Source organism: Thalassobacillus devorans (genome assembly GCF_011761345.1).
Taxonomy (GTDB): Bacteria; Bacillota; Bacilli; order Bacillales; family Halobacillaceae; genus Thalassobacillus; species Thalassobacillus devorans.
In genome coordinates this window covers 19,355-33,205 of record NZ_JAASRY010000010.1, presented here as the reverse complement: position 1 = coordinate 33,205, position 13,851 = coordinate 19,355, and the positions used below count along the sequence as shown (strand labels likewise).

13 protein-coding genes are annotated in these 13,851 nt (G+C 43.2%); all 13 read right to left on the bottom strand.

Features of this window, described 5'->3' with window-relative positions:
• Positions 1–3: 3 nt before the first annotated feature.
• The gene (gene yabQ, locus FHS45_RS19530) at positions 4–594 is read right to left on the bottom strand and encodes a spore cortex biosynthesis protein YabQ (RefSeq protein ID WP_062438485.1); all 591 of its coding nucleotides are present in this window, start codon (positions 592–594) and stop codon (positions 4–6) included.
• On the bottom strand, positions 591–893 hold the full coding sequence (yabP, locus tag FHS45_RS19525; protein ID WP_062438483.1) for a sporulation protein YabP: 303 nt from the start codon (positions 891–893) through the stop codon (positions 591–593). Before yabP ends, yabQ begins: the two co-directional genes overlap by 4 nt.
• Positions 894–1,007: 114 nt before the next feature.
• On the bottom strand, positions 1,008–1,271 hold the full coding sequence (locus FHS45_RS19520) for an RNA-binding S4 domain-containing protein (RefSeq protein WP_062438480.1): 264 nt from the start codon (positions 1,269–1,271) through the stop codon (positions 1,008–1,010).
• 19 nt (positions 1,272–1,290) lie between these two features.
• The gene (gene yabN / locus FHS45_RS19515; RefSeq protein ID WP_062438477.1) at positions 1,291–2,742 is read right to left on the bottom strand and encodes a bifunctional methyltransferase/pyrophosphohydrolase YabN; all 1,452 of its coding nucleotides are present in this window, start codon (positions 2,740–2,742) and stop codon (positions 1,291–1,293) included.
• Positions 2,729–4,333, bottom strand: a complete 1,605-nt coding sequence (locus tag FHS45_RS19510; protein ID WP_166761442.1) for a putative polysaccharide biosynthesis protein — start codon at positions 4,331–4,333, stop codon at positions 2,729–2,731. Before FHS45_RS19510 ends, yabN begins: the two co-directional genes overlap by 14 nt.
• Positions 4,334–4,590: 257 nt before the next feature.
• A complete protein-coding gene (gene spoVT, locus FHS45_RS19505) occupies positions 4,591–5,127 on the bottom strand; it encodes a stage V sporulation protein T (protein ID WP_062438472.1) in 537 nt (178 codons plus the stop codon).
• Between the two features lie 384 nt (positions 5,128–5,511).
• On the bottom strand, positions 5,512–9,048 hold the full coding sequence (gene mfd, locus FHS45_RS19500) for a transcription-repair coupling factor (protein ID WP_062438469.1): 3,537 nt from the start codon (positions 9,046–9,048) through the stop codon (positions 5,512–5,514).
• A gap of 65 nt (positions 9,049–9,113) precedes the next feature.
• Positions 9,114–9,344 (bottom strand): anti-sigma-F factor Fin, encoded by a 231-nt coding sequence (fin, locus tag FHS45_RS19495; protein ID WP_062438466.1) that lies wholly within the window; start codon positions 9,342–9,344, stop codon positions 9,114–9,116.
• A gap of 129 nt (positions 9,345–9,473) precedes the next feature.
• Positions 9,474–10,034 (bottom strand): aminoacyl-tRNA hydrolase, encoded by a 561-nt coding sequence (pth, locus tag FHS45_RS19490; RefSeq protein WP_062438463.1) that lies wholly within the window; start codon positions 10,032–10,034, stop codon positions 9,474–9,476.
• A gap of 202 nt (positions 10,035–10,236) precedes the next feature.
• The gene (locus FHS45_RS19485; protein WP_062438460.1) at positions 10,237–10,896 is read right to left on the bottom strand and encodes a 50S ribosomal protein L25/general stress protein Ctc; all 660 of its coding nucleotides are present in this window, start codon (positions 10,894–10,896) and stop codon (positions 10,237–10,239) included.
• Positions 10,897–10,983: 87 nt separating this feature from the next.
• The gene (locus FHS45_RS19480) at positions 10,984–11,937 is read right to left on the bottom strand and encodes a ribose-phosphate diphosphokinase (RefSeq protein WP_062438459.1); all 954 of its coding nucleotides are present in this window, start codon (positions 11,935–11,937) and stop codon (positions 10,984–10,986) included.
• Between the two features lie 15 nt (positions 11,938–11,952).
• Positions 11,953–13,332, bottom strand: a complete 1,380-nt coding sequence (gene glmU / locus FHS45_RS19475) for a bifunctional UDP-N-acetylglucosamine diphosphorylase/glucosamine-1-phosphate N-acetyltransferase GlmU (protein WP_062438456.1) — start codon at positions 13,330–13,332, stop codon at positions 11,953–11,955.
• Between the two features lie 212 nt (positions 13,333–13,544).
• Positions 13,545–13,835, bottom strand: coding sequence for a septation regulator SpoVG (gene spoVG / locus FHS45_RS19470; RefSeq protein ID WP_028781775.1), 291 nt, complete (start codon positions 13,833–13,835; stop codon positions 13,545–13,547).
• Positions 13,836–13,851 lie beyond the last annotated feature (16 nt).

Genomic DNA, 13,851 nt, shown 5'->3' with positions numbered 1-13,851 from the left:
TCCTTATCGTTTCCATAAATTTAACAGCTTTAGTATTCTATTCTTTATTGTAACGTAAAATCCTGCCAGCGTGTGTAAGTATTTTTTCATATTTTCCGGGAACATTTTCCACAGCAGGCGGGCAACCAATCGAAGCGGCCACCATAGCACGCGCAGCACGAATATACTACCCGCTAACAGCAATGTCGAAACCCATATGATGATAGCAGTGGCTACCTTCCATAACCATTTTATCGGCTTTACAATAAATAGATTGAAGCATCTGAGAAAAAAACGGACCAAGGCTTTAATAATGCGAATCAATCGCTCAAGCATCCGCGTGTAAATGCCCTGAAACAACGCGCGATAAGCTGCATAACCACAGAATACGGATAGGAATATATAAAAACGCAGCTCACCATAATTGACTTGATATAACAGAAAAAAGAGAATAAATGCTTGTAAAAGCCAAAAGCTGATGACAATGGTATAGTTCATCAGCGTTCGTTTACGGTACAAATGTTTGAAACGTTTTAATGTATCCATGGCGGCACCCAGATATATTCCGCCTAATATCATAGCAGCCATTGCGAGAAACTGGGTAGTCAGAGTCATTTAAACAGCTTGCTAAAGAACCCTTTAGCCTTCTCCGCATGGTGTTCATCCAAGTAAGTCATTTCAAACACCTTACCCTTGATTGATACAACCCCCTGTTCAACATCGAGGTTTTTCATTTGCAGGTTTTCCCCGCGTATCACTAAATATCCAAGACTGGTCTGCAGCAAAAACTCTTCGTTATCAAAGCTGTCCACTTCTTTTACCCCTGTAATTTCGAGATTCTTTCTATTCATCATTCTCACATGGTGCTCGGCTTGTCCACGCATATTATTAGCATTCTTTTCATAATATTCCATGCTCTGATCCCCCTTCACTTAGTACAACCTATGAAGAGAAAAGAAAAAATAGAACCCGCGGAAGTGGACATACATATGCAAAAGAACCACCTCATCCGTTGAGGTGGTTCTGCATTATGACTGTTGCACTGCTTCTTCTTTTACAATCTCGTATAGAGATGAAGCTTCATCTTTTTTAACATTTTCACGCAGCGCTTTAATTTCAAGCGTCAATACTTTTTGACCAAATTGGATGACCAGTTCATCCCCGACTTGAATATTCGTGGCTGCTTTAGCCTGGTTGCCATTGACGGTAATCCGCCCTTGATCGGCTACTTCTTTCGCTAACGTCCTTCGTTTGATCAAACGGGAAATTTTGAGAAACTTATCCAAACGCATAAGTCACTATCTCCTTTTTTTATCGTTTTTTGGCTTCCACCCACCATGACTCCATTTCATCCAGCGACAAATCCTTCAGTGCCACTCCTTGCGCAGAAGCTTTTCGCTCTATATAACGAAAACGGTCACGGAACTTTTCATTCGTCCCTTGCAGGGCGCTTTCTGCATTGATTTTATAATGACGGGCCAGATTAGTGATGGAAAATAGCAGGTCACCGAGCTCTTTTTCCATTTCCCTTGCATCACCAGCTAGCTGCGCCTCTTTAAACTCCTGCCATTCTTCTTCTACTTTACTCCAGACTGGCTCTGCTTCTTTCCAGTCAAATCCTACCTTGGCCGCCCGCTTCTGAATATCTTCTGCCTGCAGTAAGGAAGGGAAGCTATCAGGTACCTGGTCCAGCAAGGACTCCGGCTGGACACCTTTCTCCTGCTTTTTTATTTCATCCCAATTCGTAATTACCTCTTCAGATGAGTTTACTGATATATCTCCAAAAACATGCGGATGTCTGCGGATCATTTTTTCCGTTATCGATAATATTACGTCATCGATGGTGAAAAATCCTTCATCTTCTCCAATTTGACTATGCAGCATCACTTGCAGAAGCACATCTCCAAGCTCTTCCACCATCGAGTCATCATCCAGTTTGTTGACCGCATCGATAAATTCATATGCTTCTTCAATCAAATACTTGCGTAGAGATTCATGGGTCTGCTTTTTATCCCATGGGCAGCCATCCGGCCCACGCAGTTCACGAATCACTTCACGCAACCGGAAAAACTGGTGGTTCAAGGAACCTTGCGTTACCGGAGCAAGATAAACACTGGTAAGATTATTCAACTCCACAGAACGGTCCAAATCTTCTAATGCTACCGTAATGACTCTTTCTTGTTCACTACCCGCTGCCGTGACAATCGTAACGGGGTGTTCCGGATTCAAATCCTCTAACAGGGCCAGTTTCACTTCTGATGCGATCATACCATCATATACCTGGGTAAAAATGATATGCCCTAAGTATTGCAGCTGCGAACGATCGAAGGAAGTGGCATCGATGAACTGCATCCCTTCGACAGGATCGATTTTGAGGGCTGTATATACATCATCAAGATAGCTCTGCCCTCCAGCCACCTCTACTTTTACTTCTCCGCGCTCTTCTTTTTCGAGGAGGAGCTGAACCGTACGTTCCGCCACCATCGGATGTCCAGGTACAGCATAAGTGATGGACTTTTTGGAGGCAGCCAATACAAGCTGGTTGACGATTTCTTTATAAACTTCTTCAAACTGTTCATGCTTCTCATAGATGTTATCAAAGGGTCTAAAGGTCAACCCTTCCTTTTCCAATTCAGCTACAACAGGATGCTCTGCCGTTCTAAGATAAATTTCACGGGATTGATTGGTCAATTTCTTATAAATCCCCAGAGGAAGCTGGTTGATATCCCCAGCTCCCAGTCCGATCACTTCAATGGTGTGCATGCTTATGTTTCCTCCTTGAAAACCAGTTGAAAATCGCTCCCACGGCCGGGATTTGTTCCATTTCTTTATCAGTGAATCCTTTGACTAAGGTGAAAGTGATAAAATAAATGATCCCCCCTAGTCCAGAAACCGAAAGCGTGAAGATTAGTAACCCGAACCGGGATTCCAGTAACAGCAGATAGGTTTCGACGATAATCGCTAACATCAAAAATATTGCCATTACTACTAAAGCAGTCAGAATTTTTATAAATGGAAGGCTGCGCCAGGCAGACGGTCGGAACCTTCTTCTCATCAGCTTCAAATTCCAGATTAATACTAGAGCAGCCGCCACAACCGATGCCCAGGCAGCACCAGACAATCCAAACACGGGGACTAATATCTCGTTCCCCGCCCATTTCAATACGGTTCCTGCCAAAATGACACCCGCTGTCTGAAAGACAACATCGACCCCCTGAAGAACCGAAGACGTGGTGATTGCCAAGGAACTGAATAAAACAACAATCATTAATATACGTAAATAGGATGTCCCATTGGAGTTCTGGTAAAGCAATTCATTAACATAAGGAAAAATTATGATCAGGCCGGCGGTTGCACCAGCTGCTAATAACAAGCTCATTTTCAAAGCTGACTGTAAGTGCTCATGAAATTTGTCTGGTTCCCGCTCCAGCCGTTGTTTCGTGATCGTCGGAATTAAGGCGAGAGCCAGAGAAGACCCTAACACTGCCCCCAGCTGAATCAACGGCTGCCCCCGATCGAACACCCCTTTGGACACCCTGGCCTCATAAGAATCCAGCCCAAAACCTTCCAATCCAGGAACCAATGTAAAGGCATCAGCCATTTGAATCAATAATAAAAACATATAGTTTATGCTAATAAATAAACCATGGATAAGGATGGTCTTTAAAAAATAGCGATAGGAATGCTCTCTATGTACATAGTGCTCGCGTGATCTTCTTTTCCAAGCAAGCATACCGAGAAAAATGGCAGCAGCTATAGAACCAGCCACCGAAGCTGCTGCTGCCCCTGTACCAATGGCATAATAATCTTCTTTACCAACTAAGGCAACCGCTATAGTAATAATAATACTCACGCGCACCAGCTGTTCTACAATTTGAGATACAGCCGTCGGCTGCATATCGTTACTTCCTTGAAATGCCCCCCTCATCACCGAGGTGAATGGTAAGACAAGAAAAACTAACGCGCTTGCTCTAATAGGTGAGCTTAATCTTTTATCCCCCATCCACTCTGCAATCATGCCTGCTTGAGTAAACAATATTAAAAACACAACAGCACTTAAAGAAAATATGATGACGAATACAGGGATGAAAAAGGAGCGTAGTGCCAGCTCTTTTTGTTTATCTCTGAAATCCGCTGCCAATTTCGATACAGCCACAGGAAAGCCGTACAACGATAGCATGATTGCTACTCCAAGGAAGGGGTAGATTTGCTGATATATATAAAAGCCCAGATCCCCTGTTATATTTTGAATCGGAATCCGGTAACCTGCACTTAATATTTTGCTGAAAATCCCCGCTAATGTGAGGATGAAAGCACCTTTGAAAAAATCTTTGGTTTCAATCTTGTCATTCATGTTGGTACGCCTTTCCATCATACTTCCACTCATTATAGCACAGGTGCATGATTTTCATCATTCATCCGATTCCTGCCAACAGGTATATAAATCCTTACAAAGAATTATATCCTTTTTAAAGTATTAAAAAGCCGTATGACACCTTTATGGTCATACAGCTCTTCCACTACTTATTAGTACAACGTAACCTGCCGCAAATTCCTGATAGCAAACGTCATCGTCTTCTTCCTTAAAGTATAGATAAGATCTTTAAAACTCTATTCCATCTGGCGGGCAAGAAAGCTTGCAGCCGTTTCTACAGACTTAGCTTCTACGTCTCCAAGTGCCGGGCCTTCTTTCGAATAGATGACCACACAACCGATCGGATCGCCCTGCGCGATAATCGGTCCGATAACGTAGGATGCCAATTCCTCTTCACGGCCTTGCACCAATTCGATCTGACTAGAGTTCTTTTCGGTCACTACCGAACGGTTATCAATGGCTTGTTCAATCTTTGCTCCAATATGCTTGTTCAAATAATCCTTTTTCGATCCACCAGCTACGGCGATAAATTCATCTCTGTCACAAATTAATACCGGCTGCCCTAAAGAATCGAATAAGGCATCCGCATATTCCTTCGCAAAGTCTCCTAATTCACTGATCGGGGAATACTTTTTAAGTATGACTTCACCCTCTCTGTCAACGAAGATCTCTAAAGGATCACCTTCACGTATTCTCAACGTTCTGCGTATTTCTTTAGGAATAACCACTCTTCCTAAATCATCAATGCGACGTACAATTCCTGTTGCTTTCATAGCTGAGAAGCCTCACTTTCCTTGATGATTAGTCTTAATATTTTTGGTGATAAGATACAACAAAAATACAGTTGATGACTATAGTATGAATCAACAATAAAAACCTATTCACCTAAACAATGGATTTATGGTAAGAAACAGGGATAAAAAAACAGAAATTAACGAATCGGTTGCCATGAATAGAAAAATGGAGCAAGGAAACGACTCGCTTTCCGCGGACGTACGGTCAAGCCTCCTCACTTCGTTGCGTGGTCTTGTCATGTCCGTTTTTCCGCAGGAGCCTTGTCGTTTCCTTGCTCCCTTAATTTTTTTATAATAACCGACTTTTATCATTCATCTTCTGATTCTCTCCAATAAAAGGGTGATGGCACTCCTATTTCCCGTTTAAGCTGTGGAGACTTCTCTTTTCATATCCGGGAGTCTTTGAAGGAATTCGTCTACTACTTCATAACGGCGAATGTATGACTTTCTATCCCATTGGAAAGTGACCTTCAGTTTCTGGTCTTCTGTTCCTAATTGCACAATTCTGCCATAGCTGTTTGCAAGTTCGAATAACTTAGCACCATCGATGTTCTGACTGGATTCGACTTCCATCAGCAATTCAATCTTCTGCTTTTTCTCGGATATCGATTCAATACCTGATTGTTTGGCATGCATCTTCATGGAAGAAGCCAGAAAGAGGTTTTCTACTTCATCTGGATAATCTCCAAAACGGTCGATAATTTCATCTCGCAAATCATGGATATCCTCGACATTTTCTATCGCCTGGAACTGCTTATAAATATCGATTTTTTGCTTTTCATCTGAAATATACGTATCAGGCAGGTAGGCATCGATCTGAAGATCCAGCTCCACCTGGAACGGCTGTATTTCTTCTGGCTCTTTCCCCTGCCTCTTCGCTTCAATCGCATCCTTTAACATTTGAGAATACATATCAAAGCCGACAGAGTCGATAAAACCATGCTGCTGTGCACCAAGAAGATTACCTGCCCCGCGAATGGAAAGGTCCCGCATGGCAATTTTGAAACCGGAACCAAGTTCAGTGAACTCTTTGATCGCCTGCAGTCGTTTTTCAGCTACTTCCGTCAGCACTTTGTCCCGTTGGTACGTAAAGTAGGCATAAGCGACGCGATTTGATCTTCCAACACGTCCACGCAATTGATAGAGCTGGCTGAGTCCCATTTTGTCTGCGTCATAGACGATCAATGTGTTTACATTTGGAATATCTACACCAGTTTCAATAATCGTTGTGCTGACCAGGACATCAAACTCTCCTTCTAAAAAGGAAAACATGACATTCTCTAACGTAGTCTCGTTCATTTGACCGTGAGCAGCGGTGACCCTGGCCTCAGGTACCAGCGCTGAGATCTCCTCTGCCATCCGTTCGATATTCTCAACCCGGTTGAATAGGAAAAACACCTGCCCGCCTCTCGCCATTTCCCGTTCAATAGCTTCCCGCATGAAGACAGGATTATATTCCAGTACGTACGTCTGAATAGGGAATCGGTTTTCTGGGGGTGTCTCGATCACTGACAAGTCCCGGACTCCAAGCATGGACATATGCAATGTTCTTGGAATTGGCGTGGCTGTCAATGTCAAAACATCGACATTGGTTTTCAGTTGTTTGATCTTTTCTTTATGTTTGACACCGAACCGCTGTTCTTCATCGACAATCAATAGACCGAGATCTTTAAACTGGGCATCTTTCGATAAGAGACGATGGGTGCCGATCACTATATCTACCAGCCCTTTTTTCATTTGATCGGTTGTTTCTTTTTGCTGTTTTTTTGTACGGAAACGGCTTAATAGCCCGATATTGATCGGGAATTCCTGAAAACGTTCCATAATGGTTTCATAATGCTGCTGTGCCAGGATAGTCGTCGGTACAAGAATTGCAACCTGCTTTCCTTCTGCAACTGCTTTAAAAGCGGCGCGGATTGCGACCTCGGTTTTTCCATAACCAACGTCACCACAAAGAAGCCGGTCCATCGGCCTTATTCTTTCCATATCCGCCTTGATTTCTTCAATACATTGCAGCTGATCCTGGGTTTCCTGATAAGGGAATGAGGCCTCGAATTCCCGCTGCATTTCTGTGTCTCCCTGAAAAGCATGGCCTTTAGAAGCTTCCCGCTCGGCATAGAGCTTGATTAAATCATCCGCAATGTCCTCAACAGAGGACTGTACTTTGCGTTTGACTTTACCCCATTCACTGCCGCCGAGTTTGTATATTTTTGGTTCTTTCCCTTCTGAACCGACATACTTCTGAATCAGATCAATTTGTTCAATTGGTACGAACAGCTTATCGTTTCCGGAGTATTTAACGAGCAGGAAGTCTTTGTGGACACCATTCATGGTCAATGTTTCTACCCCAAGGTATTTACCAATCCCATGGTTGGCATGGACGACATAGTCTCCCACTTTCAGTTCCTGGTAGTTCTTAATCCGTTCTGCATTGGACAATTTCTGTTTACGCTTCGGCTTTGATGTTTTCTTCTTGAACATCTCATTTTCTGTGATGACAGCCAATTTGTGCATAGGCAGTTCGAAGCCACTACTGATATTTCCATGGATAATCGTGGGTTTCGAAAGCGGAAGTGTGACATCCTCTTTGCTGATGACAGCTTCCATACCATAATCATCGAGCACTGACTGCACCTTTGTCGCCCGTTCTTCGTTAGGCACGATAATCATGACGGAAAAGTGCTGCTTTTCCCAGCGTTCCATTTCGTTTTTCAATAAATTCATCTGGCCATGGAACTGCTGCATTTGACGACAGGAAATATTGACGACATTCTCCGGCTGGGTGTTGGGTATATGCCGTAAAAATACCGACAAATATAATCGTGGATGTTTGATTTTCGACCACACATCATGCCAATCATAAGAAATGGAAAGATCTCGTACGATTTGATTGGCCTCAAGCAGACTCTGATACCATTCTGCCTCTTCCTGATCAAGCCGTTGCGCCGTTTCCTGAATCCGGCTCATTTCATCCATGACCACAATTCCGTTTTCCGGCAGGTAATCTAGTAAATTGGCTGGCTCTTCGTAATAGAAACCAATATATTTATACATCTCCTGGAAACGTTCTTGCTGTTCCAAACGCTCCAGGTCGTGTTCAATGACTTCACTCAGTCTTGTTTTCGCCTCTGCTTTCGTCAGCTTTTTCAGGGAATGACTTAAGGCCTCTCCTAGGCGATGAGAGGCTCGGGTGAAATCTTCTTCAGTTATTAATAATTCCGTCGCTGGAGCGATCATGACCTCCTCCAGTTTTTCTTTGGAGCGTTGGGTTTCGGAATCAAAGGTCCGGATCGAATCTACTTCCGTATCAAAAAGTTCGATTCGGTAAGGAAATTCAGCAGTCAACGGGTAAAGGTCGATAATTCCTCCACGAATACTGAACTCCCCCGGTGAGGCAACCATTCCTGTTCGTTCATACCCCATATCAACCAATCTGGCAAGGTAGCGGTCAACGTCAATATCTTCACCGACTTTAAAAGGAAGACGGTACCGTTCCCAATAGCTTTTAGGAGGCAATACCCGCTTCAACGCTGAAACTGGTGTAATCAATATCCCGGACCCTTGATTCATCCACTGATTCAGCGATTCTATCCGCTGGCTTTTCAATTCCGGGCTTGCAATCGCAATCTCAGAAGCAATCAATTCATTGACCGGATATAACTGTACGCGTTCGGATTCCGTGATTTCCTGTAGATCTTCATATAATTGCTGCGCCTGTACCAGTTGATGGGTAACTAGTAAAACCGGCCGTTCCAATGACTCATTAACGATAGAGACGAGTGCGCTGCGAGCGGACCCGGATAATCCCGATACCATCTGTTCTTGCATGCCGGTGGTAAACCCTGATGCAATCGAATGGATATCATCTTGGTCATGCAAATATTTCTTTAATCCTTGCATAAATGATTCCTCCACTATCATCATTCTCACCATTCGGCATCCTTATTTCTCTGGTGCACGATGGTTTATTGTATAAAAAAGTCTAATTCATGATATTGGGGATTTTGATCAAGTGCCTCCTGGCAATTATCGCAAATTGTTTTTATGCGCAGGTCTCCATTTTGATGGAATTCAAGCATTTCTTCACGCTCCTGTTCCGTCAAATGATTAATACCGAGCATATTCTCATCTGCTATTTCTTGTTCTAATTTCCCCACAGTATTACTACAATGACGGCAAACATAGATGATTGACATCACACAACCCTCCTATTTAGAGCAATTGTGCTTAGTTTGACCGTCTTTTACTCCAATTATACGATTCTTACATTTTATGACTGCCTGTTTAAAGACATACCTGTCCCTTTTATTTCCTTCCAGACCTCATCATTGATTATATTCATTCATGACTTCCTGGAAAGGACGTTCTATCCATGCTTCACATGCTTTCGCTGCTTTATGGATGCTGTCCTGCACAGGTTCCTGCTGATCTTTATCGAAACTGCCAAGCACATAATCGACGACTGGCATCGGGACTGAAGGACGACCGATTCCCACCCGAAGCCGCTTAAAAGATTTGTCATGAAAATGATCGATAATATTCCGGATTCCGTTATGTCCGCCATGTCCACCTTTTTGCCGCAGACGTACCTTCCCTGGAGGTAAATCCAAATCATCATAGATAACGAGAAAGTCATCTATTTCAAAATCATAATAATCAGCAAATGCACGAAGCGCCTCTCCTGAGAGGTTCATGTAGGTCTGGGGTTTGAGCAGCAATACCTTTTCCCCATTCACATGCTCTATCGTATACAAGCTCTTGAACTTTTCCTGATTTAATTTCCAATGGTTGTCAGCAGCCAACTGATCGATGACCATAAAGCCTACATTATGTCTCGTTTTTTCATATTTCTTCCCCGGGTTACCTAAGCCCACAATACATTTCATCTTTTCAACTTCCTTTTACCTGTAAGTATCTATATTATTATAGCAAACTCCACGATAATAAAAACTTAGCTTCCATCATGGGTCTATAACCGATAGGCTTCCTGCTTCCTATGTTTTTTCATCCTCTAACACGTTAAACCTTCTTAAAGTCAAATAAAAGGGGCGCAACACGATGTCACGCCCCCTCATTATTCCATCTGTATTACTCTTTATCGTCTTCCTGTTTTTCTTCACTTTCATCGCTCTCGTTTTCAGCTCCAACTAATTCTGGTTCTGCCTGTTCATCATCTGTTTCAGGTTCTTCAGGCATTTCCTCTGGCGGAGTAACAGAAACGATTGTCTGATTTTCGTCATCCAGAATTTCATAGTTACGGCCCTGCTTCAAGTCGCTTACCATGAGGCTGTCGCCGACATTAAGCTCAGATACATCGACTGTAATTTCTTCTGGAATATTGTTTGGCTTTGCACGGACTTGCAGGTGGTATAGTGGCTGCTGCAGAACTCCGCCTTCTTTTGAGCCAATCGATTCACCGTCGAGACGTACAGGTACTTCAACATCCATCTCCTGTGCCATGTCTACAATATAGAAGTCTGCGTGAATCAGCTCGTCCTTCAGTGGATCGATTTGATATTCATGCAGCATAACATCTACTGTTTTGCCGCCTTCCACGTCAAGAGAAATAATTGCGTTCCTTCCCTCGTCACGTACAGTTTTCAACAACTCGATGCTGTTGACAGACACGGTGATTGGATCTTTTTCTTTACCATATACAACTGCAGGGACATTTCCTTCTTCACGAAGCCCCCTGTTTGCTGATTGTTTCGTATCTTTTCTTTGATTTGCTTTTAATTGAATTGCCAAGTTAATCACCCTCCATTGAAATAAAAACCATCTATTCTGTAATGTTTCCCTTTCGCTGTCTGAGCTAAACCTGTTTTTCTAATTAAATCAATCGAACAAGATACTGATGGATTTGAACTCATGCACACGGATGATCGCTTCACTGATCAATGGCGCAATCGATAGTTCGGTGACTTTGTCAATTTTCTTATCTTCACCAAGTGGAATCGTGTTAGTGACCACAAGTTCCTTGATTTGGGAATTTTCAATCCGTTCAATTGCAGGTCCGGAGAGTACCGGGTGGGTACAGCATGCATATACCTCTTTCGCACCATTCTCTTTCAAGGCGTTGGCCGCGAGTGTAATCGTTCCTGCTGTATCAATGATATCATCAATCAGGATAGCCGTTTTGCCTTCAATATTACCGACGATGTTCATCACTTCGGCAACATTCGGACGCGGACGGCGTTTATCGATTATAGCAATCGGAGCTTTCAAAATATCGGCCATTTTCCTGGCACGTGTGACGCCGCCATGGTCAGGGGATACAATAACCACATCATCAAAATTCTTTTCCTCAAAGTATTCCGATAGAAGCGGGACTCCTACCAGATGATCGATCGGGACATCGAAAAATCCTTGAATCTGCGGTGCATGTAGGTCAAGCATCAATACACGTGTCGCACCGGCAGTTTGCAGCAGGTTCGCCACAAGCTTAGCTGTGATCGGTTCACGCGAGCGTGCTTTCCGGTCCTGGCGGGCATAACCATAGTATGGCATGACGATATTGATCGTACGCGCCGAAGCCCGTTTCAATGCATCAATCATAATTAGAAGTTCCATAATGTGTTGATTTACCGGAGCACAAGTAGATTGGACGACATAAACATCGCAGCCTCGGATACTCTCTTCAATATTGATTTGGATTTCCCCGTCACTGAATGTCGTCACTGAACATTTTCCTAATTCCGTCCCAATATTTTCGGCAATTTCCTGCGCCAATGATGGATTGGAGTTAAGAGAAAAAACTTTCAACGATGGATCCTTATAACCAGTTGCCATTTGAAATACCCTCCGTTAACCTTTTTGGGAATGCTTCATTTTAGAAGCATATCCTTCTTTATTTGTTTGACGAGAACGTGCAATGGAAAGCGCCTCTGACGGTACATCTTTATTGATAGTTGAACCAGCAGCTACATAAGCACCCTTTCCGACTGTAACCGGAGCAATCAAATTGGAATTGCACCCGATAAAGGCATCATCTTCAATCTTTGTTAAATGCTTGTTCGCACCATCATAGTTGACGGTAATCGTCCCACATCCGATATTCACTCCGGTACCAACCTCAGAATCACCAATATAACTCAAGTGAGAAGCTTTACTATTATTGCCGAATGTCGCTTTTTTCACTTCGACAAAATTACCAATTTTAACTTCATCCCCGAGATCTGATTGTGGACGTATATGGGCAAACGGACCAATTTGTACGCGTTGTCCAATATTACTGTCAGCAGCAACACTTTGCCTGATGACGGAACCTGCTCCAATACGAGAATTTGTTATCGTGGTATGAGGACCGATGATAGAATCATCTTCAATTTCGGTATTTCCATCAATGACGCAGCCTGGATGAATGACAACATCCTGCCCGATGTTCACATCCGGGCCAATATAAGTATGATCTACATCAATCAAGGTAACTCCGTTTCGCATATGCTGTTCGTTAATGCGCTGCTTCATCGTTTTTTCTGCTTGTGATAGAGCGACACGATCATTGACACCTAATGTTTCTGAAAAATCACCTGTCTGATAAGCGCTGACTTTTTCTTGTTTATCTTTCAAAATTTCAATGACGTCCGGCAGGTAGTATTCTCCTTGCACATTATCATTGGAAACATTTTGTAAGGCATCAAACAAGGCACGGTTGTCAAAGCAGTAAGTACCCGTGTTGATTTCCTGGATTTCTTTTTCTTCACTATTCGCATCTTTATGTTCGACAATGCGCTCGACCTCGCCGGTCGCCCCGCGTATGACACGTCCGTATCCGGTTGGATCGTCAGCATGGGCAGTCAAAATAGTGGCAAGTGCCCCTTCTTGATCATGATGATCGATCAATGCTTGTAATGTCTCTCCTGTCAATAATGGCGTATCCCCACATACAACAAGCGTGGTGCCTTCTTTATCTGCCAGGATACCTTCCGCCTGCAGCACCGCATGTCCGGTTCCAAGCTGCTCTTCCTGGATGACATAATGGCTGTCTTCACCTAATTGATCCTGAACTTTCTCAGCTCCAAACCCTACCACGGTGATCAATTCGCTTAACTCGACAGTGTTCAACTGATCTACAACATGCTGTACCATTGGTTTGCCGCATACAGGATGCAAAACTTTATACAGTTTTGACTTCATCCTTGTACCCTGACCAGCCGCAAGCACAACGGCATATCTATTACTCATGAAGTAACCCTCCATCCTATTTATCCATAAAAATCATATCTTAAAACAAGTGTTATTTCAACAATACCCTACTTGAAATGACGATAATTATAAACTGGGAGGGATACCAAAAAAAGACATGTTAAAACCCGGTCGAAACCGGGTATTGTTTAAACAAAATAAAGAAGCCTAACTCCTGTGAAGTTAGACCCCCCTGTTGTCATGATATTCACTTACGAAGCGCCGGCTTCTTCATACTCTACTTCTGCTTCACCAGCACGGTGGTATTCTTCAAGTACAGCGTCTTGAATTTTTCCACGAGTGTTCGAGTTGATCGGGTGTGCAATGTCCCGGAACTCACCATCAGGCGTGCGCTTACTTGGCATAGCTACGAATAGACCATTGTTGCCATCAATGACACGGATATCGTGTACGACAAACTCCTGGTCTAAAGTAATAGAAGCAATTGCTCGCATTCTTCCTTCAGTATTCACGCGTCGCAGTCTAACGTCAGTTACTTCCATTAATATTCACCACCTT